The sequence below is a fragment of the Lysinibacillus sp. Bpr_S20 genome, assembly GCF_023337835.1.
GTDB lineage: Bacteria > Bacillota > Bacilli > Bacillales_A > Planococcaceae > Lysinibacillus.
Genome location: NZ_JALNLQ010000014.1, coordinates 1 through 22363 on the forward strand (window position 1 = coordinate 1; position 22363 = coordinate 22363).

General features: G+C 38.5%; 21 protein-coding genes. 11 read left to right on the forward strand and 10 right to left on the reverse strand.

Annotated features, from left to right (window positions below; genetic code table 11):
• Nucleotides 1-140: 140 nt before the first annotated feature.
• Nucleotides 141-1019: a collagen-like protein gene (locus MWJ95_RS22115; protein WP_249107257.1), complete on the forward strand. Its 879-nt coding sequence runs from the start codon at nucleotides 141-143 to the stop codon at nucleotides 1017-1019.
• 120 nt (nucleotides 1020-1139) lie between these two features.
• Here MWJ95_RS22115 and hemY read toward each other — a convergent pair whose 3' ends face one another.
• From hemY to hemE, 3 genes are all read right to left on the reverse strand, one after another.
• Nucleotides 1140-2567 carry a protoporphyrinogen oxidase gene (gene hemY / locus MWJ95_RS22120; protein WP_249076274.1) on the reverse strand — a complete coding sequence of 476 codons (1428 nt, stop codon included), beginning with the start codon at nucleotides 2565-2567 and terminating at the stop codon, nucleotides 1140-1142.
• Between the two features lie 14 nt (nucleotides 2568-2581).
• Entirely contained in the window at nucleotides 2582-3502 is a 921-nt protein-coding gene (gene hemH / locus MWJ95_RS22125) for a ferrochelatase (RefSeq protein ID WP_249076275.1), read from the reverse strand.
• A 130-nt stretch (nucleotides 3503-3632) separates the two neighbouring features.
• Nucleotides 3633-4682, reverse strand: coding sequence for a uroporphyrinogen decarboxylase (gene hemE, locus MWJ95_RS22130; RefSeq protein ID WP_249107258.1), 1050 nt, complete (start codon nucleotides 4680-4682; stop codon nucleotides 3633-3635).
• A gap of 234 nt (nucleotides 4683-4916) precedes the next feature.
• Between hemE and MWJ95_RS22135 the strand changes: the two genes are divergently transcribed.
• Entirely contained in the window at nucleotides 4917-5435 is a 519-nt protein-coding gene (locus MWJ95_RS22135) for an antibiotic biosynthesis monooxygenase family protein (protein ID WP_249076277.1), read from the forward strand.
• A 547-nt stretch (nucleotides 5436-5982) separates the two neighbouring features.
• Nucleotides 5983-7143, forward strand: coding sequence for an amidohydrolase (locus MWJ95_RS22140; protein WP_283164884.1), 1161 nt, complete (start codon nucleotides 5983-5985; stop codon nucleotides 7141-7143).
• 54 nt (nucleotides 7144-7197) lie between these two features.
• Here MWJ95_RS22140 and MWJ95_RS22145 read toward each other — a convergent pair whose 3' ends face one another.
• Both MWJ95_RS22145 and MWJ95_RS22150 read right to left on the reverse strand, forming a co-directional pair.
• A complete protein-coding gene (locus MWJ95_RS22145; RefSeq protein WP_249076278.1) occupies nucleotides 7198-8382 on the reverse strand; it encodes an ABC transporter permease in 1185 nt (394 codons plus the stop codon).
• Nucleotides 8366-9115 (reverse strand): ABC transporter ATP-binding protein, encoded by a 750-nt coding sequence (locus MWJ95_RS22150; protein WP_249076280.1) that lies wholly within the window; start codon nucleotides 9113-9115, stop codon nucleotides 8366-8368. The genes MWJ95_RS22145 and MWJ95_RS22150 overlap by 17 nt, the downstream gene beginning before the upstream one ends.
• Nucleotides 9116-9219: 104 nt before the next feature.
• Between MWJ95_RS22150 and MWJ95_RS22155 the strand changes: the two genes are divergently transcribed.
• The 5 genes from MWJ95_RS22155 (at nucleotide 9220) to MWJ95_RS22175 (ending at nucleotide 12307) form a co-directional block, all read left to right on the forward strand.
• Nucleotides 9220-9639: an HIT family protein gene (locus tag MWJ95_RS22155; protein ID WP_249076282.1), complete on the forward strand. Its 420-nt coding sequence runs from the start codon at nucleotides 9220-9222 to the stop codon at nucleotides 9637-9639.
• Between the two features lie 141 nt (nucleotides 9640-9780).
• Nucleotides 9781-10311: a tryptophan transporter gene (locus MWJ95_RS22160; protein ID WP_249076283.1), complete on the forward strand. Its 531-nt coding sequence runs from the start codon at nucleotides 9781-9783 to the stop codon at nucleotides 10309-10311.
• Between the two features lie 159 nt (nucleotides 10312-10470).
• Nucleotides 10471-10866, forward strand: a complete 396-nt coding sequence (locus MWJ95_RS22165; protein WP_249076284.1) for a YtxH domain-containing protein — start codon at nucleotides 10471-10473, stop codon at nucleotides 10864-10866.
• 156 nt (nucleotides 10867-11022) lie between these two features.
• Entirely contained in the window at nucleotides 11023-11583 is a 561-nt protein-coding gene (locus MWJ95_RS22170) for an HTH-type transcriptional regulator Hpr (protein ID WP_132364123.1), read from the forward strand.
• 178 nt (nucleotides 11584-11761) lie between these two features.
• The gene (locus MWJ95_RS22175; protein ID WP_249076285.1) at nucleotides 11762-12307 is read left to right on the forward strand and encodes a DUF3267 domain-containing protein; all 546 of its coding nucleotides are present in this window, start codon (nucleotides 11762-11764) and stop codon (nucleotides 12305-12307) included.
• 353 nt (nucleotides 12308-12660) lie between these two features.
• Here the strand turns inward: MWJ95_RS22175 and MWJ95_RS22185 are convergent, their stop codons facing one another.
• The gene (locus MWJ95_RS22185; RefSeq protein WP_082337661.1) at nucleotides 12661-12765 is read right to left on the reverse strand and encodes a YjcZ family sporulation protein; all 105 of its coding nucleotides are present in this window, start codon (nucleotides 12763-12765) and stop codon (nucleotides 12661-12663) included.
• 144 nt (nucleotides 12766-12909) lie between these two features.
• Here MWJ95_RS22185 and MWJ95_RS22190 point away from each other — a divergent pair, with 144 nt between their 5' ends.
• Nucleotides 12910-13884, forward strand: a complete 975-nt coding sequence (locus MWJ95_RS22190) for a peptidylprolyl isomerase (protein WP_249076286.1) — start codon at nucleotides 12910-12912, stop codon at nucleotides 13882-13884.
• 323 nt (nucleotides 13885-14207) lie between these two features.
• On the opposite strand, the gene yhaM is transcribed toward MWJ95_RS22190, so the two are convergent.
• From yhaM to MWJ95_RS22205, 3 genes are read right to left on the reverse strand one after another with little or no spacing between them, the layout of a single operon-like run.
• Nucleotides 14208-15146 (reverse strand): 3'-5' exoribonuclease YhaM, encoded by a 939-nt coding sequence (yhaM, locus tag MWJ95_RS22195; RefSeq protein WP_249076287.1) that lies wholly within the window; start codon nucleotides 15144-15146, stop codon nucleotides 14208-14210.
• Nucleotides 15143-18034 carry an ATP-binding protein gene (locus tag MWJ95_RS22200; RefSeq protein WP_249107259.1) on the reverse strand — a complete coding sequence of 964 codons (2892 nt, stop codon included), beginning with the start codon at nucleotides 18032-18034 and terminating at the stop codon, nucleotides 15143-15145. The genes yhaM and MWJ95_RS22200 overlap by 4 nt, the downstream gene beginning before the upstream one ends.
• Nucleotides 18035-18038: 4 nt before the next feature.
• Nucleotides 18039-19253 carry a metallophosphoesterase family protein gene (locus MWJ95_RS22205; RefSeq protein ID WP_249107260.1) on the reverse strand — a complete coding sequence of 405 codons (1215 nt, stop codon included), beginning with the start codon at nucleotides 19251-19253 and terminating at the stop codon, nucleotides 18039-18041.
• A gap of 371 nt (nucleotides 19254-19624) precedes the next feature.
• Here MWJ95_RS22205 and MWJ95_RS22210 point away from each other — a divergent pair, with 371 nt between their 5' ends.
• On the forward strand, nucleotides 19625-19810 hold the full coding sequence (locus MWJ95_RS22210) for a YhzD family protein (RefSeq protein WP_132364027.1): 186 nt from the start codon (nucleotides 19625-19627) through the stop codon (nucleotides 19808-19810).
• A 377-nt stretch (nucleotides 19811-20187) separates the two neighbouring features.
• Here the strand turns inward: MWJ95_RS22210 and MWJ95_RS22215 are convergent, their stop codons facing one another.
• Nucleotides 20188-20970, reverse strand: a complete 783-nt coding sequence (locus tag MWJ95_RS22215; protein WP_249076290.1) for an enoyl-CoA hydratase — start codon at nucleotides 20968-20970, stop codon at nucleotides 20188-20190.
• A gap of 139 nt (nucleotides 20971-21109) precedes the next feature.
• On the opposite strand from MWJ95_RS22215, the gene trhO reads away from it, so the two are divergent.
• Nucleotides 21110-22081 (forward strand): oxygen-dependent tRNA uridine(34) hydroxylase TrhO, encoded by a 972-nt coding sequence (trhO, locus tag MWJ95_RS22220; protein ID WP_249076291.1) that lies wholly within the window; start codon nucleotides 21110-21112, stop codon nucleotides 22079-22081.
• Nucleotides 22082-22363 lie beyond the last annotated feature (282 nt).

Below are 22363 nucleotides of genomic sequence, written 5' to 3' on the forward strand. Positions count from 1 at the left end.
GATGTGTATAAGAGACAACTGGGGCTACTGGCTCTACAGGTGTAACTGGTGTTACCGGGGCTACTGGCGTTACTGGGGCTACTGGGGCTACTGGCGTTACTGGGGCTACTGGCGCTACCGGTATTACTGGCTCTACTGGTGTGACTGGTGCTATTGGAGCTACTGGCGTTACTGGCGTTACTGGTGAAACTGGTGCTACCGGCGTTACTGGCTCTACTGGTGAAACTGGTGCTACCGGGGTTACTGGTGCTACCGGGGTTACTGGGGTTACTGGGGCTACTGGTGTTACCGGGGCTACTGGTGAAACTGGAGCTACTGGTGTTACTGGTGTTACTGGTGTTACTGGTGCTACCGGGGCTACTGGGGCTACTGGTGTTACCGGGGCTACTGGTGTTACTGGCTCTACTGGGGCTGCGGGTTCTGCTGGATCCACTGGGGCTACTGGGGCTACTGGCGTTACTGGTGTTACTGGTGCTACCGGCGTCACTGGCGTTACTGGCTCTACTGGCTCTACTGGCTCTACTGGCGCTATCGGACCAGCATTTACAGAAGGTTTCTCAGCATTTAATAATGCAATAACAGCAAGTAGTTCTACTACTATCACCAACTGGAGTGTTGCAGCTCCATATTTCACAACACCAGCATTCAATCCAACAACCGGAATTTTCACTGTTCCAACAACTGGAAGATATGCTTTTGAAGCTACAATCAATTACTCAACTGCTGCAGCAATTAGCGTAACCTTAGGGGCTGGCATCAATCCATCATTTGCTATTCGCCAAAACGGTACAACAAATTTAATCAGCGGGCTATTCCCTTTATTAAATGTAAATATTATAGCCGTGTTGACTTTACGCGCTGTCCTTGGTAATGGGACAGTAACATTGGCTGGAGAGGTCGATTTAAATGCAGGTGATACCATTGATTTATTCTACAATGCTAACGGTTTAACGATAGGGCTTACTCTTGGAGGAGCTAACTCTGGCGGTATTGTATGGTCATGTCACCGGATTTCATAGCATTAAAATCTTTACTGGGAAAGTAGAAGCTTGCTTTCCCAGTTTTTAATTTGGAAATAAAAAAAGTAGTACAAACCTTGATCTTCAAGTTTGTACTACTTACTGATAACCATTTATTTCTCACAAATCTCCGAACATGTCCTTTAGCATTTCTTCAGCAACATTTTTACCTTGCTCAACGCACTCAGGTATTGATATCCCTTCGAAGGAACTCCCCGAGAGCTTAACAGTCGGAAAATGCTCACGTAATTCTTGTTTTACTCGCTCTACCTTCTTTTCATGTCCTACGGTATATTGCGGCATGGCATTTTTCCAGCGGGAAACTACAGTCATTAGCGGTTCTCCATTTACCCCAATTGTATTCATTAAATCCTGCAATACGGTCTTTTCAATTTCAGTATCGGATAGCGCTACAATTGCCTCGTCGCCCACTCGACCAATATAACTACGTAATAGCACATAATCATCTGGTGTTGTGCCAGGCCACTTTCGATTCATCCAAGTACAAGAAGTTATTGAAAAATCACTATTTCGGGAGACAAAAAATGATAATGCATCTAGATCACCTAACTGGTCTTTTTTAAATGCCATTGTTACAGTAGCAATAGTTGCTGCCTTCATCGTACTCAATTCAGTTAATAACTGGTGCTTGCTGAACATTTTTCTTGCCACATTAAATGGTGTAGCAATAATAACAGCATCGGCTTTTAATTGTGTAAAATTGTTTAACACGACTTGGACAGTACCATCCTTACCACGCTCAATTTCCTCGACCTTAACACCCTTCATAACTGTCCCTGGAAGTAGTGATTCTTCAAGCTTTTCGATAAGTGTCTCAAGACCATTATTAAATGTTTGAAAAATCCCTTTATCTTTCGTAGTGAGAGCGTTACTTAAAAAATTCGCACCTGACTTTTTCATACCAATAAGTAAGCTGCGATATTTTTGTTCTAATCCATAAAGCTGGGGGAATGTTGAGCGCATGCTTAACTGCTCAATATCACCAGCAAATGTCCCTGCAAGTAATGGCTCTACTAGATTCTCCACAATTTCAGCACCGAATCTTCTTCTAAAAAATTGCCCTAATGGTTGGTCATCATTCTGTGCAGAACGAGGAATGAAAAAATCCCCCGCCGCACGAACTTTCCCGCTAAGTGAAAACAAACCTGATGTAATAAATGACGAGACATGTGGTGTTGCTCCCGACAAAAGATTGCTCGGGATTGGATACAATTGACTACCAACAGCAACATAAGTCGGCCCTGTATTGCTTGTAATCATTTCCTGTTCAATGCCTAAATCCTTTGCCAGAGCATATACATAGTTCTCACGATCAAAAAAAGATTCTGGACCACGCTCGATAATAAAACCATCTTTTCTCAGTGTTTGTATTTTTCCGCCAAGACGTAATGACGACTCGACAAGTACGATATCTAACGGCAATTCTTTTGCGCTTGCTTCTTTTTGCAAATAGAACGCAGCTGCGAGGCCAGTAATGCCACCGCCTACAACAACTACCTTTCGTCTTTTTTGAGTCACCAACATCATCACTTTCTTTTCGCTTAGCTTAATTTTTTATGAATGGCATCAACCATTGCATCAATAAATAACGGGTGTGTATTCGGCATTGCTGGACGATAATATTTCGCGCCAAGTTCATCACAAACTACTTTACATTCATAATCGTTGTCATATAAAACTTCTAAATGTTCTGTGACAAAGCCAACTGGTGTATAAACGAATGAACGGAAGCCCTTTTGTTCGTAAAGTTCACGCGTTAAGTCCTGAACATCTGGTCCGATCCATGGCTCAGGTGTTTGTCCAGCAGATTGCCAGCCAACTTCCACATTGTTTATACCTGTCGCTTCTTTAATTAGTCGAGCCGTGTCAATCAATTGATCTTCATACGGATCGCCCAACTCTTTAATTTTCTCAGGAAGTGAATGTGCAGACACAATTAAACATGCTTTTTCACGTTCTTCATCAGACATTGCATTAAACGTTTCATTTACTTTGACTTTCCAATATTCAATGAACTTTGGTTCATCATACCAAGATTCTACAGAAGTAATTGTTAATCGATTTGCAGCCGCTTCAGTTGCTCGACCATTATATGATTTAATTGAGAATGTTGAGAAGTGTGGAGCTAACACAATAGAAACAGCTTCTTTAATACCTTCTGCTACCATTCCTTCTACAGCATCTTCAATAAATGGGTGGATATGTTTTAAACCGATAAATAATTTGTATTCCACATTATCTTGCACTTCATTTAAGCGAGCACATAAAGCCTCAGCCTGCGCTTTTGTTGCAGCAGCAAGTGGCGATAAACCACCAATAGCTTCGTAGCGACTACGTAAATCTTCTAAATGCTCTTCTGACGGTTTGCGACCGTGGCGAATATGCGTATAGTAAGGTTCAATGTCTTCTTCTTTATAGGGTGTTCCGTATGCCATAACTAATAAGCCTTTAACTTCTTTCATTACCTTTTCACCTCTAAATAATAGTCAAATATTTCTTTAATCGTACATTGTGACAAAAAGAAGCTGTCCAATTCATTAGGTTGGACAGCACCCTTTCTACGTTGAAACATAGAAAAGAATATGAGATTTTTTAAAAACGTGCTTGGATTTGCTGAGCACTATATTCATGAACAAGTGCTGTTAAACGTTTTAAGACTTCTGGGTCTACCTCTGGGAACACACCATGACCTAAGTTAAAGATATGTCCTGGCATTTCTAAGCCTTGATCAATAATATCTTTCGTACGTTTTTCAATAATTGACCAATCAGCAAGTAATAGTGATGGATCTAAATTACCTTGTACGGGTTTAGTAATACCGTTTGTACGAGCTTCTTTAATCGGTAAACGCCAATCTAACCCAACAACATCGACCGGTAAGTCATTCCACTCTTTGGCTAAATGACTTGCACCGACACCAAACTGAATAAGTGGCACATTTTCTTTTTTCAGCTCTGCAAAAATACGTGTCATGATTGGTTTAATGAACACACGATAGTCTTCAACATTTAATGCACCGACCCAAGAATCAAATATTTGGATAGCTTTTGCTCCCGCTTCGACTTGAGCAGAAATATCAGAAATAATCATATCAGCTAATTTGTCCATTAATGCAAACCAAGCTTGAGGCTCTGATACCATCAATGACTTTGTTTTATTATAGTTTCTTGAAGGACCACCTTCAATCATATAGCTTGCAAGTGTAAATGGCGCACCCGCAAAGCCGATTAGAGGTACATTCAGTTGTTCCTCTGTTAACATTTTTATCGTTTCTAAAACGTATGGTGTATGTTCTTTTGCATTAAATTCACCTAGTTTTTCTATATCAGCGACTGAGCGGATAGGATTTGAAATGACAGGACCTACACCTGCTTTGATTTTCACATCTATTCCAATACCAGGAAGAGGTGTTACGATATCTTTATATAAAATTGCTGCATCAACATTATAATTTTCTACTGGTAATCGTGTTACGTATGCACAAAGCTCAGGTTGATGTGTAATTTCCTCTAAAGAGTACTTTTCTTTTATCGCACGATATTCTGGCTGAGAGCGTCCTGCTTGTCGCATATACCATACTGGTGTATGTTCCGTTCTTTCTCCTCGTGCAGCACGTAGAAGTGTATCATTAAAAGTTGTCATGAATAATTCCTTCCCCTCAATAAAATTCATATCGTAAAAATTCTTATGTTTATGTCGTTATTATTGATATCCGTTTTCAATAGTAAACGCTTCCTCTGTTATTGTATAGTTTTCATAGGAAAATGTCATAAAATTGTTCTTTCTATGGGATTTCTTTTTTGACAAAGCTATAGACTTACACTTAAATGGAAATAATCACGCTATATGATGAAAATTCATAAGGAGGGCATTTTTATGTATATTTATTTAACTTCTGGTACAGGTGATTTTTTAGAACAGTTAAAGAACAAATATCCAAACGAGGAAATGATGTTAATACACGGGGAGGGAAACTCTGTGCTTATACATGAAACCGAAGGGAAATCTGTCTTTGCTACACCTCGGAAGTTTGAAGTGCTAGATTCAGTAAATGATTTAGAAGAACGCGGCTTCTTTGTATTCAACAATATTCCCGTTACAGATGAAGGTAGACCAGTTTTTGAACATCGCTTTTTAAATCGAGCACGCGCTATAGAAGATGAGCCAGGCTTTATAGCATTTCGACTGCTTCGTCCATTGAATAGTGAAACTTACATTGTCATGACACAATGGAACGGCCCTCATTCGTTCGAAGCATGGAAAAGCTCAAAAGCCTTTGCATCAGCACATGCTGAACGTAAAGAACCATCAGGTGTGAATCAACAAAATATTTTCTCAGCAGCTTCCTATGTCACAACCTATAGCGCTGCTCCAAAGGATGAAAACGAAGATTAGTTAGGGTGGGCAGGGATTCATTGCTCTCCGTGTGTATTCTCGAGAGCGCGGGTATTCGATAGTTCTTCCGTGGGTATCCTCCACGGAGGCGCGGGTATTCACTGTTCTTCCGCGGGTATTCTCCGGATTCGCGGGTATTCGATGCCCTTCCGCGGGTATTCTCACCGGAGGCGCGAGTACTCACTGCTATTCCGCGGGTTTTCTCCGGATGCGCGGGTATTCGATGCCCTTCCGCGGGTATTCTCACCGGATTCGCGGGTATTCACTGCTCTTCCGCGGGTATTCTTACCGGATTCGCGGGTATTCATTGTTCTTCCGCGGGTATTCTCACCGGATTCGCGGGTATTCACTGCCCTTCCGCGGGTATTCTCCCCGGATTCGCGGGTATTCACTGCCCTCCCGCGGGTATTCTCCGAATGCGCGGAATTTATTACTCTGGCTAAGAATATTCTTTTATAAGAAGTGCTGACCTGCTGTTTTATCCAGTTATGAAACTATTATATTATTCATAAAAATCTAGGATAGTCTATTTTAGGAGGTTTTACCTTTGAACCAACATCTACTTGAAAAGATTGATGCCCATTTTGATGAAATGGTGGCGATTCGTCGTCATCTACATATGCATCCGGAGCTGAGCTTCCAGGAGAAAGAAACTGCTAATTATATTATTCAATTTTATAAAAATCTGGGTGTACCGGTTGAAGCTAATGTCAGTGGCTACGGTTTGATTGCGCGGATTAAAGGAAGGAAGCCTGGCAAAACGATTGCCTTACGAGCAGACTTTGATGCATTGCCTATACAAGATGAAAAAAACGTACCATACAAGTCAACTGTAGCTAACGTTATGCACGCTTGCGGGCACGATGGTCATACAGCTACTTTGTTAATAATCGGGAAGCTATTATGGGAAATGCGTAGTGAATTAGTGGGAGAATATGTACTTATTCATCAGCATGCTGAAGAGGTTGATCCAGGCGGAGCAATCGGGATGGTACAGGCTGGCGCTTTAAATGGCGTTGATGTTATTTTTGGTACACATCTATCTTCTAACTATCCAACAGGGATGATTGGCTATCGCGTAGGACCCACGATGGCTGCCGTTGATAGTTTTGAATTAAAAATTCAAGGTCAGGGCGGGCACGGCGCTCATCCGGATCAAACAAAAGATGCGATTGTGATTGGCTCTCAGCTCGTTATGAATTTACAGCAACTTGTCGCACGTCGGATTGCTCCAACCGAATCGGCTGTTTTATCAGTTGGTTCATTCGTAGCTTCTAATGCCGACAATATTATTGCCGATACAGCCTATTTAAATGGCACCATTCGAACGTTTAATATGGATGTTCGTGAAACGATGGAACGTGAGTTTAAACGGATTATCCAAGGTACAGAAATTACGCATGATTGTACTATTGAGCTTGATTATCGTCATGGCTACCCTGCACTTGTCAATCATGAGAAGGAAACACTCTTTGTGCGTCATATCGCACAGGATATTTGCGATGTCGCTGAGGTCGAGGTTACTATGGGGGCTGAAGATTTCGCTTACTATTTAGAGGAAAAGCCAGGTACATTCTTCTTTACTGGAGCCAGACCAGCTGAATATGCCCCACATCATCATCCAAAATTCGATATAGATGAAAAAGGCATGCTTATTGCTGCAAAGGTATTATTAACAGCAGCACTAGACTATCAATTACTAGAGTAAAAAATAAAGCTCATTTTTCCAATAAAAGAATTGGAGAAATGAGCTTTTTTAGTATCAAGATTTTGAAACCTTAGCAGTCAATTCACTAACAACCAAAATGATGATAAACGTTATATAGAACATTGGCTGTGTGATACCGCTTAGACCAACTATAATAGCTTGTGTGATCATCGCTAGACGTACAATTTGATTGACGGCTACCTTGCGTGCTTCATCAGGTAAAGGATAAAGCATGTCCATGCGGAATTCACCGCTTGATAGTAAGGCCTGCTTTAATTGAATAGTTGTGGCAAAACTTAATGCACCTGCAACAATCCACGAAACGACTGGAATATCAACAAAGGCTGCGATAACAGCTGAAATCACTGTTAAACGGAACCATAAATAAAAATGATCATCAGTTCGGATAAATGTACGGAACACCAAGTACTTTTGAGCATTATCCTTGTTATATGGCACAAATTTATAAAGCCAGTCAAGCCAACCTCGACGACGGATGCTACCTCGTAGATGTGGAACGTCTGTGAAATAATTAGCAAATCGATAGAAGCTCATCATGCGATTTTGTTCAAGCTTCACAAAATGCTCGTATGGGATAGGCTCACCCACGCATTTTTTCCTAAATATCACAATATATACACACCCAATTGCAGCAGCAACTATTGCTAAAATAAGCTGCATATGAAGGCCCATGTACACAGCAATACTAAAGATTACAGCTCGAATTAGCCTATCCACCCAAATCATTTGTCCACGTTCACTATAACGATAGCTAAATTCGCCTTGAACGCTCAAATATTTCAATATAATAATTAGTAGAAACACTGACCAAATTTCAATTGTTGTTAATTCAGTAACAGCCTTTAATAAAGGGATACTAACGATATAAACAATTGCCACAATCCAAACCTGTGACCAAAACGTCCACGCTAGTACCTTTTTGAAATACTGTGACATTTTTGATTCTAATGGTAATAAATACACTTGGTCTGGCTCTCTCAATAGTGAAGTAGGACGACTAAATGCTAGTAAAATCCCTACAAACAATGCGATTAATATTTCGGCTGGAAAATCCGGCTGTACAATTTTCAGCCATTCACTATATTGATAGCCCCCTGCTCCGATCAGAAATACTAGTACAATCGCTAAATGCCCTGTAAAAATAAATCGCATATATTTTTGCACTTCACCTATATAGTGCATGAAGCGAGAGGACCATACATCACGCAAGTTCTTCATGGTCGCGCTCCTTTGTCATTGCAATATATAAATCATCCAATGTCGCATGTGGCATCGAAAATGCCTTGCGTAAATCCTCCATTGTTCCTTGTGCTCGCACACGTCCTTCATGCAATAAAATAATGCGGTCACAATGCTTTTCAGCGGTCGATAAAATATGTGTGGACATTAATATAGAAGCGCCCTCTTTTTTCTTTTCATCCATCTGATCAAGTAATGATTGAATTCCAAGTGGATCGAGCCCTACGAAAGGCTCATCAATAATGTAAAGACTTGGATTGACTAAAAATGCACACATAATCATAACCTTTTGACGCATCCCTTTTGAGAAATGCGATGGGAACCAATTAAGGCGTTTTTCCATGCGAAATTCTTTTAATAATAATTGTGAACGAGCTGCAAGTGTTGCTTCATCTAGGCCGTAAGCCATCGCGGTTAATTCTAAATGTTCACGTAATGTCAACTCGTCGTACAATACAGGTGTTTCAGGAATATAGGAAAATGCCGTGCGATACTTGTCCGTATTTTCCTTTAATGTCACACCATTTAAACGAATGTCTCCTTCTTTTGGAAGCATCGTACCGATAATATGCTTAATTGTTGTACTTTTACCAGCTCCATTTAAGCCTATTAAGCCAACTAGCTCCCCTTTTTCAATCGTAAATGATAAATCTTTAATAACAGGCTTTCTTGTATAACCACCTGTCACATGTTGTACCTCTAATACCGTCATGCCCTCACTCCTCTTCTCGTTTATATTTTATCAAAAATTAGCAAATGATACAGTTATGAGTATGATAGAATGTACTTACATATAAAATAAGGAGGAATTTTCAAATGAGCGATTGCCTATTTTGCAAAATCATTGATGGATCTATTCCAAGTACAAAAATTTATGAAGACGAGCATGTCTATGCATTTACTGATATTTCGCCCGTAGCTAAAGGTCATACACTTTTAATTCCAAAACACCATTGTAAAGACCTTTTCGAAATGCCTGAGGATGTAGCTCGTAACTTATATGCAGTAGCACCTAAAATTGCAAATGCTATAAAAGCTGCTTTTAATCCACTTGGACTTAATACCATTAATAATAATGGTGCAGCAGCTGGACAAACTGTTTTCCACTATCACTTACATTTTATTCCGCGTTACGATGAAAAAGAAGGCTTGGGCTTAATTTGGGAAACACGAAAATATACACCTGAGCAATTAACTGAAGTTGCTGAAAGCATTAAAGCTAACCTAAATCATTAAAATTCGGACAGAGCAAATTGTCAGAATTGTGTATTGCAATTTTCAAATTTATAGCGTACAATCACAAATAAGTTTCGCTAACGGTCACGAGGACACGTTGGGAGACAAAAAAAGATTAGCATAGTCGAGGAGAGATTAGAAATGAATACGAAGAATTTAGTTTTAATGGCCCTTTTAGTTGGTGTTGGAGCTACCCTTTATGTGGTCACACCAGGAATGGTAAATGGCATGAAGCCTGATTTCATGCTAACAATGATGTTTATTGGCATTTTATTGTTTCCTACTGTTAAAGAAACGTTCTTACTTTCTTTAGCAACTGGCGTACTTTCAGGATTGTTTACAACATTTCCAGCTGGTCTTGTCCCAAATATTATCGATAAAGCAGTAACAGGCTTTGTCTTTTTAGCTTTCTTAATTGTGCTAAAAAAATTGGCAAGCAATTTCGCAGTATCCGCTGGCTTAGTTGGTGTAGGAACAATTTTATCTGGAACTGTCTTTTTAGCAGTAGCACTTTTTGTATTCAATGCAAATGTTGGTGCAACATTCGCTATTCTGTTTGTAGGCGTTGTATTACCTGCTGTAGCATTCAATGTTATTGCTTTTGCAATTATTTATCCTATCGTTGCAAAATTAGTCAAACGCTCTAAATTCCAAACAGCTATTTCAATTTAATAAAAGGTGCATACGTCTAAATCATGCACGTTCATCTACAATGGAAACTAAACTGTGATACAAAATCACTCGTTTAGTTTCTTTTTTATTTTTGTATATGTGCATTTCATGGTTTAATAGTAGGTAACACATAATCATTATAGAAATGAGGTATTCACTATGAAAGCAAAACCATTTTTATTTGGACTGGCAGCTGGGATTGTCGGTGGGACAATCGCTGTACTTTTTTCAACTCCTCAATCAGGACAGCAATTACGTGCTAATTTGCGATCAAATGCCGTAAGCACTAAGGACAAACTTTTAGATGTAAAACAGCAAGCAGACTCAGTTAAACAATCTGTTAATTCTCTTACAACTGAAATCAAAAATAATATACCACTAATAATAAATGATTTAAAACAAACTATTACTACATTCACTGAAGAAATAGAGCCATCAAAAAATAACTTACAACAAGAAATAGATGCGTTACAGAATTCAATAAGCGAAATCGAGAAAAATGTTGCACAATTCACAGAAAGAAAGCAAAAAACGCAAGAAAAACTCAGCAACTAAAGTCCTTGACAACCGATAAAAATCCTATATTTTTATTAAATCCAATCGTTATATTGTCACTTTTTAACCACTTTTCAATTTTTTAATTTTTCTAACTTTAAACTTTTTTCCTTTATTGCTATAATATTTTTAAAATGTTAAAGAAAGCAGTAGGTGATGGCTTTGTCAGAGGAATTATACACGCAAAAAGAAGCGATGCTTTATAGTCAAAGAATTGCGCAATTATCAAAAGCTTTATGGAAAGCAGTGGAAAAAGATTGGCAGCAATGGATTAAGCCCTACGATTTAAATATTAACGAACATCATATTTTATGGATTTCGTATCATTTAAAAGGGGCTTCAATTTCTGACGTGGCAAAATTCGGGGTTATGCACGTTTCGACTGCATTTAATTTTTCAAAAAAATTAGAAGAACGTGGATTCCTTAAGTTTTCAAAACGGGATGATGACAAGCGTAATACTTACGTAGAGTTAACAGAAGCAGGTACAGAACTTATTGTTGAAATGAATAGTAATTATCATAATACGTATCATTCTGTACTAGAGGGCTCATTGGCTTTAAAAGACCTATACGGGCGCTTCCCAGAATTTTTAGATGTTATGGCTGTTATTCGCAATATATACGGAGAGGATTTCATCGACATTTTCGAACGTTCCTTCCAACACTTCCGTGAATCCTTTGATAAGGTAGAAGAACGTCCAACTGTAAAAGGATAAAAGTAAAGTCTATCGGCCTTTTAGGATCAATTATTCGTAACCTATGGCTTATTAGCTTATAAGATCATGCTAAAAGAGGTACTTCAGATTTTTTTCTGAGATACCTCCTTTTTCTTGCATTCTAGCATAAATCAATTTACATTAGATAGGACCATTCATAATTACGGAGTTGATAATCATGCATTGTTGGAAAATTTTAAATCTAGAACACCATTACGGAACAACTCGTATTATGATTATGTCTGTGATTGTTTTTTTTACTGTCTTTTCCCTTTCCTATGTGACATTTAATTTATTTAATAATGAGCACTATACAGATCAATTGTTTTGGCTATTTGTTATCACTGTATTTGCCATCTATCCAATCCACAAATGCTTACATTTTCTAGCATTGTATGATTTACGTCAACATTTAAAATTGCGCGTGCGTACCCAATTTTATATTATCCCTATTCTGCACATGCGTATCCGTGAACCTTTATCGAAAAATCGTTATATTTTAGCTTTACTTACACCATTTATCGTTCTCAATACAGCCCTTATATTAGGTACACTGCTGTTCCCTGCCTATACCCATTACGGCACATTACTTTTAGCTTACCATTGTAGTCTATGTGTCATTGATATTCTATATGTGAAATATTTATTGAATTCACCTAAGGACTCCCAGATTGAGGAGACGCCTAAGGGCTATGAAATTTTAGTGCCGCCTACTATCCACTAAATTGCTTGTACTTGTGTTTTATGAACGTTTTTTGTATGCTATTAATATTGAAAGAGGGGAGGAATAGACTTGCTGTTAATGATTGTAGTTCTATTCTCGGTATTCTATTTATTTCAAATAAACCGCATGACTTATGCGCTGTGCATGCGACGTGAAATTCCCGAAGAAAAACAACCAAAAGTATTCCGAACTATAAATATACTTATTACAATATTACTTGTCTCATTTTATATTGAAGTTTTATATGCTGTATAGTTAACAAGAAAAGTGCATCACAAGCGTGCAACACGCATGCCATACATTGTAAAAAAGCTAAGGACATTAAGCCCTTAGCTTTTCATCATTTTTATTAATTAGTATAGGAACGCTGCACCAACAATAATTAATAAAATAAATAACACAACTAATAAAGCAAAGCCTGAGCCGTAGCCACCGCCACCGTATCCTCCGCTGCTCATAACTTCACCCCCTTTCTTTTCTATATCCTATGCGCTTGAAAATTTGAAATATAGGCTATACTCAAGGGGGAACCATTTTGTTTTTAAAACGTTTATGTTATAGTAAAAAATGGACGAAACCATCGTAAGGAGAGAATATCCACTATGAAAAAGACAGTTTTATCTTTAACATTAGCCGCTTCAGTATTAGCGCTTGGCGCTTGTAGCGGAGGCGACAACAAAACGATTGCAACTTCAAAAGTAGGTGACATTTCAGTTGCCGACTTTAACAAAACATCAAAAGCTTTAGCTGGTTCTAAGGTACTTGAACAAATGTTGACTGAAAAATTATTAGCAGACAAATATAAAGTATCTGATAAAGAAATCAAAGAGGCATATGACGCACAAGCTGCACAAATGGGTGATAGCTTTGCCCAAGCACTTGCTCAGTACGGCTTAACAGAAGAAAGCTATAAAGATTCTTTACGTCTTTCACTTCTTTCAGAAAAAGCTATAAAAGATAAAGCTTTTACAGAAAAAGATGTTAAAAAGCATTATGAACAAATGAAAACTGAGTTAAATGGTCGTCATATTTTAGTAGCCGATGAGAAAACAGCTAAAGAAGTAATTGCCAAAATTAAAGGCGGCGCAAAATTTGCAGATGTAGCAAAAGAATACTCAACTGATACTGGTTCTGCTCAAAAAGGCGGAGAGCTTGGTTGGTTCTCAGTTGGTGCAATGGTAGATGAATTTAACGATGCTGCTTATGCCCTTCCTTTAAAAACATTAAGTGAACCAGTTAAAACAAGCTTTGGTTACCACGTTATTGAAATTACTGAAAAGCGTGATGTAAAAGGCGTTGGCTCATTCAAAGACGAAGAAGCAAACATCCGTTCACAAATGCTAGGTAAATTAATGCAAACAGGTGAAGATCAAAAAATTCTTAAAGATATCCTTGCAAAATTAGCAAAAGATGCTGATATAAAAACTTCTGATAAAGAATTAGAGCCTGCTATCAAGTCCCTTACAACATCAAGTGAGGACGAAGCTAAAGCTCAAGAAGAAGAAGCAAAAAAAGCTGAAGAAAAAGCTCAAAAAGAAAGTAAAGACGACAAAGAGAAAGATACTGACAAAAAATAATCTACATTGTTGTTATTTTACTATATGATGAAGGGTTACGCTTATACAGGCGTAACCCTTTTTATATACAGTCAATTTGAAATAAAATTGGCTTAAAAGCATTTTAAAAACGCGTATGTAAGACAAGCAAAGAGGATTCATTTTGAATAAAGTTTACTCAAAATGAATCCTCTTTCTTTTTAAATGTTATTTCATTTTTAAGATGTTCTTTGATGTTTCTTTACAGCCTGCTCTATGATCTCATCTGTAACGCAGATCCCCCAAAGATTCCAAATCACTTTAGACAAAGCATACGCTATACTATCATGATCCTTAAATCTATTTTATTTAATAGATGGCTTATAAAACGATCGGTTATCAAGTGGAAATAGTCGCTCAGTAAATTCACCTGGCGCTGTTTTACCTAATGCTCGTGTTAGCATGTTCATCTTTGCATCTATATTATCAATATAATGCAAGATTTCCGCCTCTTGAATCATCGGTTTTTTCGGGCTGCCCCATTCTTCTTTACCGTGGTGGGATAGGACCATATGTTGCAATAGCATGACTTCCTCTCCCTCGATTTCTAGCTCACTAGCAATCTTGGCAATTTCATTGACCATAATCGTAATATGACCAAGTAAATTCCCTTCAACCGTATACATAGTTGCAACTGGCCCCGATAGCTCAACAACCTTACCGATATCATGCAGAATTATCCCTGCATATAACAAATCTCGATTTAATGTAGGATATAAATCAGCAATTGCTTTTCCGAGTCTCAACATTGACACCATATGATCCAATAGTCCAGACGCATAATCATGATGGTTTTTCGTTGCAGCTGGATAAACTAAAATAGCATCCTGATGTTTTTTAATAGCTGCACGTGTAATACGAGATATATTCGGATTTTTAATATCAAAGAAAAATTGCGTCAATTCCTCATATAATTCTTCTTTTGGAGTTGCTGAGGAAGGAACTAAATCATTAATAGCAATTCCCTCCTCCGGTTTTGCTACACGGATTGATTTTATACGCAATTGGTTTTTGCCACGGTAGTCATGAATTTCTCCACCTACACGGACAATCGCCTCAGCGTGATACATTTTTTCATGATCTTCATTTGTATCCCATAGCTTCGCCTCAATATCTCCACTTTTATCTTGTAGTAACAGTGACATAAATGGCTTTCCAACTGTGGTAACTCCCTTTGTCGCCTGTTTAATTAATAAAAATTGATCAACTGATTCTCCAACCTGGAGCGTCGTAATACCTTTCATGTTGACGTCACTCCCCTTTCATTTGCTAGTGCTCCTACATCGACTATTTGGTCTTTCTGCCAATGTTCAAGCAACCCGTCATGGCAAGTAAAATATAAAATTTGACGTTCATACCCTACTTCTTTCATTAATTGTACCATTTTGTCTGTACGGTTTCGATCAAAATGGACAAAAGGATCGTCCATAATAAATGGAAATGGAGCAGAAGCTGTCAGTGTTTTTGCTAGTGCCATGCGCAACGAAATATAAGCTTGTTCCTTCGTTGCCTGTGATAATTCTGCCATTTGATAACGTAATCCAGAAACATCCTGTGTAACAAAATAGCCTTCATCATTAATGAAAAGCTTATCGTAACGTCCACCTGTTAACAAATTAAATATGGCATTTACCTCTGCCAAAACATCTGGTAGTTTTTCTTCTCTTAGGCGGAACAATGTTTCATGAATTGCGGTAGCCAATGCCTTTTTTGTAGCCCATTGCCCGATTAGCTGTTGCAACACTGATTTCTCCTCTTCAAACTGTTGAAGTAATTGACCATATTTCTCGTCATTTAGAAGATTCTCCTTTTGGATTAGTAGTGTCGCACGTTGTTCTAAGCAATGATCTATGGCTACTTGCATTGCGCCACGTTCTTCTTCTAAAGCAAGTAATCTTTCTTGGAGCTGTTCCTCGTCAATTAATGACTGTTCGTTATCTACCTTCAGCGAGGCTAACTGACTCTGAATGGCTAGAAGTTCTGTTGTTATTTTTTGTTGCTGCTCAAATTGTTCATGTGTTTCATAATAACCCTTCTCTGATTGAACATTCGCAGCATTAAATAACTGAGTAATTTCATACTCATAGCTATCTATATGCGATTGAACTCCTTGAATTTTTGCCTGAAGGCTAGTCAATTGCTCTTTTGCTTGTTGGGCTATCTGTTGCTCCTGCTGTAGAGTTAGGAATGTATTCCGTAAATGCATAAAGATTTCTCGCTCACTATACTCTGTTTGTAAAACTCGCTGTATTTGCTCTAGAAGCCCGATTTTCTCCGCTTGTACCGTTTGTAAAAGAGTACTTGTACTCTTCTTTTTTGCTGCCAACTCTTGAGCACCACGAATACGCATAAACAGCTCGGGTAATAAGGTTTTCGGTATATTCCCATCTAACCGATAGCGCCTTAAAAAATGTTGAAGCGACTGAGTAGCCTCCTCACTCACCTGCTCAGCCCGCTGAATTTTATATTCAAGTTTCACATATTGACGTTCTTTTTCCTGCTGTTGCTCATTTACATGTAACAAACGATCTTCATGTTTTTGTTTTTTCTGCAGGATGGCTTGTGCGATATTTTCCTCCTGCTCTAGCTCGCGTATTTGCTGACTTTGTTGTTTACTCGGCGCTTCATGTGCTTGTTTAGCAAATTTCAAATATAAAATAATGATCAGCGACATAACCGCTCCTACAACGATGACAGCCATGTTTTTTTCCAGAATACCGTAGAAAAACGAAAGCATACTTATGGCTAACACAATAAATATAAAAACATTTGGTTGTTGTTGTTTCGAGCGTTGTGACCTTCCATAACGCAATTGTTCAAGCTTTCGCTTACGTTGAGGCCACTGTGCTAAAATATGTTCTTCCTCTGTCGATAATGACTCCATCTGAAGCTGTTCTTTTCGTTGAGCTATTGTATCTAATTCTACATGTAGTTGCTCCAAAGAACGCAAATGAAACGTCAGCTCTTCTTCCGCTTCTTCTAATAATGTTAACTGTTGTTGAAACTGTTCCTCTTGCTGTAATGAGACTGTTTCCTCTAATAAAATATCCTGCGCTGTTATATCTTGAACGCCTAATAACCGAAACTGTGCTTCTATTTCTTGCTCGATTAAATACAGCTCATCCATCAAGTTCTGTTCTTTCACAACTAACTGATTCCACGTCGCTTCCTTATTCAAAAGTCGCGACATTTCAGTAAGCGTTTGCTCGTCCACCGTTAATTGTAGCTTTTGTTGTAGTTCCTGATACTGCTCCTTTAGCTGCTGTATTTGTAGTGTTTCATGCATAAGCCGATCCTTTAATTGCTCATAACGTCGAATCCCTTCTGGTGGAAACTGTACTTGTTCATAGCTTTTTCGTGTCTGTTCGAATGCTTTTTGCTGCTTTATAAGCGGCATAGCCTGCTGTAGAATTGTGAGCTGCTGCCAATTTTGCTGCTGTGTTTTTTGCTGACTATATAACCCCTCTAGCCTTTGATCGAGCTGCTGTAATTGTAATAATTTATCCTCAAAGGTCTGAATATTGCCTTGTTCTTGTTTAATGGTGCGTTCTAGCTTTTTTAAATGCGCCAATTTCTGATTTATAAGTGGCACTTTGCCTGATTTTTTAAAAAGCTCACTAGCATCTTTGTCCAATTTCCTTTCTAGAGATGATAGCTGTTGAATTCCTGTTGTCCCAGAGGCAAGAAGCAAATGTGTGAGCTCTTCCTCTGACATTTTTTCAATGCCCTGCAGCTCATGTAAGGAAAAGGAGAAAATGGACTCAAATGAGGCTTTTGAATAACCATATAATAGTTTGGCTAAAAGCTCCTCATGGCCAATTGTTCCGTCTTCTAGATAAACGGTGACATCTCCAGCTGCCTTTCCTTTAATACGTTCTATCGTACATAGCCCATACATTGGATGCCAAATCGACAGCTGACCACCGAATTTAGTCGATACTTTCGGCTCATATTTACGTAGTGTCTGCTGTCTTGTGGGAAATCCGAAAAGCATTTGTACAATAAATTGTTGAATAGTCGTTTTACCTGCTTCATTCAGACCGTAAAAAATGGTAACACCTTCATGTAGTGAAATGGTGATGTTTTCATGCTTGCCAAAGCCATAAATTTGGATTTTCTTTATCGTTAGCACGTTTTCACACCCTTTGAATTTCTTCTACTAATAATTCCTGCGCGTTGTGCATTAAGTTTTTAATATCCTGTTCTGTTAAAGGCTCGATCAGTCTTGCACCACCAGCATGTTGGTATAGTTCCTTTAAAATATCCTTCCATTCAGAAAGATCCCATTGCTCCATTAGATTCATCACCGATTCAGTTGCAGCAGTATGTTCATACAATACTGAAGATTGATGTAACACAAGCTTTTGAACCCAGCACATTGGTTCAATCCCATCCTCAGCTTCTCGAATTGTTTCTAGCCATGCATCCACTGTGGCATGTTCAAATAAAGATTGTGATTGTCCATCTATATTTTTTAAATGGAGTTCAACAACAGATGCCCCATACTCTTGACGATTAAGCATCAGTGCTTCCTCACATTTTTTTAGTAGTTCATTTGCATGAAACACATTCGTACAATCTACCTCTACCGTATTGTAAACAACAGTAGAGGTCGGTACAAATTCCAATTCAGTAGAGGTTTGTGACAAAGTTACGTCATAGAAGCCCTTAATCCCCTGCTCTTTCCGATGTCGACTTTGAATATTGCCTGGATACACAATCGATGGATGTTGATGTAAAAATTGTCGTTTATGAATATGCCCTAAAGCCCAATAATGATAGTTCTTTTCAAGAAGTTGATCTTTTGTAAACGGAGCATAAACAGCATGCGTTGTATCGCTAGCTTCACTACCATGAAGCATACCTATATGAATAGCATGCTGGTCCTGTGCAACAGGATAACTATCAATCATTGTTTTCGTTATATGGCGGTCACTATAACTGAAGCCATAAATATTAACTTGCTGACCACGTATTTTTAATTGCACAACACTTGTTTCAGCTGGTAGCTCATAAACGTTGCTCGGTAAGGCAAAGCGTGTCCAAGCACCATTTAAGTGATCGTGATTACCATAGCTTAAAATGACCGGGATATTATGTTGAAAGAGTTTTTCCATAGCATCTTGAAATCGTCTTTGCGCCTGTAAGCTACGATTTTCCCCATCATATATATCACCGACAATCAGTAAAAAATCAGGTTTCTCCTGAATAGCTTTTTCAATAATTTTATCAAAAGCTTCAAAAGTACTTGTTCGAATCCTTTTGAAGTATTGCTCAGGTAAACCAAATAAGCCCTTAAACGGACTATCTAAATGTAAATCTGCCATATGAAAAAAACGAATTGCTGACATCCAATCACCTCAAATAATCATTTATGCCTCGGCATAATTGTCCAAAATCAATAATCTATACCTTGTCGTCATTTTTCATCACTCGCAATGTAGTAAATTATTGAGTACTTTGGAATTGCTACTTCATTCATTTACTAATCGCTATTTGTCTCATTTCTGGACATTTATGAATCACGCCAAAACCGAATATTTGTTCTATTTTATCATACTTCGCGATAGATGAGAAATGTCTTCAAAGAATATTCATTATTAGTATTGCCTTAAATTTTCCACAACTTTCGTAATTTATCGAAATATTCGCTAGTTTTATCGTGAAGTTTATAAACCTTCTATGTATAATAGATATATATTTAAGTAAAGGGTGGGTTTTTATGGAGAATTATCGTTTTACAGCTTTTGAAAAAACTGGGGAAACATTGTTTGACGAAACATGGACATTCGAAAACGATGAGGCTGCAAAAATCAACGGTCTACAACAAATTGAAGAAAAAGGTGTTGCCAACAAAACTCATCGCCTTGTAAACTCCTCAGGTAAATTAATCTTATTCCATGTCTAAAAAATAGCTAGTAAAAAGGCACGGATAAAACCGGTTAAAGCCTTAAAAGCGCAGGAAATCAATTTTTACACGTTGACTTCTTGCGCTTTTCTGATGCGGTATTTTTTAATCTTTCTATAAAAGTATACTGTCAGGTGTGAATTCAGATGACCCTTCGGCAAAACGAGGGGTTGATTTCCGTTCCGACTGGGCGCTTTCCTGGGGGCGTCCGATGAGCCGCTTCGCTACGCTCCAGGGTCTCATCTGTGACGCTAGTCCCCCAAGGAATCGCCCAGTCTCCACTCCAATCAACCTCTTCACAAGGATGTATCTTCTGACATATCCCTCTAATTTATAGTAATAAAGCGATGTGTCTAACCACTTTGATTTTTTAAAATTTATTTCCCTACAAAAGCAGGTGCTCTTTTCTCTACAAATGCATGGATTCCCTCTAAATGATCGGCTGTTTTACGCATTTCCGATTGACCTGCTGCTTCCATTGATAAAATACTCTCTAATTGCGGTAAATTTTGAGCATGTAGAATTTTTTTAGTCGTAATCATCGATGCAATTGGAGAAGCAAGCATTTTTCCAACTAATTGGTCAGTAATTGCAAAAACAGTCCCATCTGGTGCAACATAGTCAATTAACCCTACATCATGTGCTTCCGATGCAGTTAATACCTTACCCTCCCAAATCATTTGTTTAGCTTTGACAGTACCTACACGTTCCTTCATAAAGAAATGACCGCCACCATCAGGGATGAGCCCTATGCCGATGAAGTTCATAGCGAGTTTACTATTTTCACATGCTACAACTATATCAGCCCCAAGTGCTAGACTAAATCCTAATCCAGCTGATGCTCCATGAACCGCTGCAATGACGATCATCGGTAGCTGGTAATATGCTTTGACTATACGTGTTAAATAAACCATGGCCCCGTTAATATTAAGCGGCTTATTTGGATCAAGCATCGCTTTAATATCGCCACCTGCTGAAAAGACTTTTCCTTCCCCGCGAATAACAAGAACTTGTATTTCTTGTTCTTGCTGTAATGCCTCAAAGCATTCTGCAAGCTCACGCATCATCACATCGTCCATAGCATTCATAGCATGTGGTCGATTTAATGTTAATGTTGCACGGCGTTCTAATTTTTCTAATGTAATCGTTGAAAATTCCATCCCAACACCCCCAAATATGAATAGTCATTCACTATGTACTATTCGTGTTTTTTTAGAAAACTCCTTCTAAGCTACGCAAAATTGAACTTGATATGCTATATTTAAGGACGAATAATTGATTTAAAGGTGGTTAATGATTGTGACACAGAAAGACTATCGTGTATTACTTTATTATAAATATATAGCTATTGAAGACCCTGTAGCATTTGCAGAGGAACATTTAGCATTTTGTAAAGAAATCGGACTACTTGGTCGTATTTTAGTTGGCTATGAGGGTATTAATGGAACGGTTTCAGGTACCATCGAGCAAACTGATGCTTACATGAATCATATGAAGGCAGATCCTCGTTTTAGCGACATCATGTGGAAAATTGATGAAGCTGAAGGACATACCTTTAAAAAGATGCATGTGCGCCCTCGTCGAGAGATTGTACATCTTGGTTTAAACGATGATATTAATCCTTTAGAAATAACAGGAGATTATTTATCACCAAAGGAATTTATGGAACGTATGCAGGAAGATAATACAGTAGTTATTGATGCACGTAATGATTACGAATATGACCTCGGACATTTCCGTGGTGCTGTACGTCCAGATATCGAAAACTTCCGTGATCTACCGGATTGGATGGAGGCTCATAAAGAAGATTTTGCTGACAAGAAAATTTTAACTTACTGCACAGGTGGTATTCGCTGTGAAAAATTCTCTGGCTGGTTAAAACGTGAGGGCTATGGGGAGAGTGTTGGTCAATTACATGGAGGAATTGCCACGTATGCTAAAGACCCTGAAGTAAAAGGTCAACTATGGGATGGACAAATGTTCGTCTTCGACCGACGCCGTAGTGTACCAATTAATCAGGTTGAGCATGTAATTGTCGGAAAGGATTTCTTCACTGGCGAACCGACAGAACGCTATACAAACTGTGCAAATCCTGAATGTCATAAATTAATGCTTTGCGAGGAAAAGCATGAGTCCTTCTATATGCGAAGCTGTTCAGATGAATGCCGTCGCGCAAAACGTAACTTCTTCGTTGAAGAGAATGGTTGGACAAAAGAGCAGATTGAAGAACAAATCGCTAAAATCGCTGAAGTTCAACATTCATCTATATAAGAGAGAAAAAAGCATCATCCATTTGAGATGATGCTCTTTTCTATTTTTGGGGTTACTCTCTGTACAGGGCCAGTGATTACGTGTTTACCTGAGCAGATATTTTTAGTACCCGAGCGATTTGTCGGCTTACCTGAGCAAATTTCCCACGGTACCCGATCACTTTTCCAGCTTACCTGAGCGCTTTACCTCCGCACCCGATCACTTTTCCAGCTTACCTGAGCGATTTCCGGCGGTACCCGATCACTTTCCTGGCTTACCTGAGCGATTTCCGGCGGTACCCGA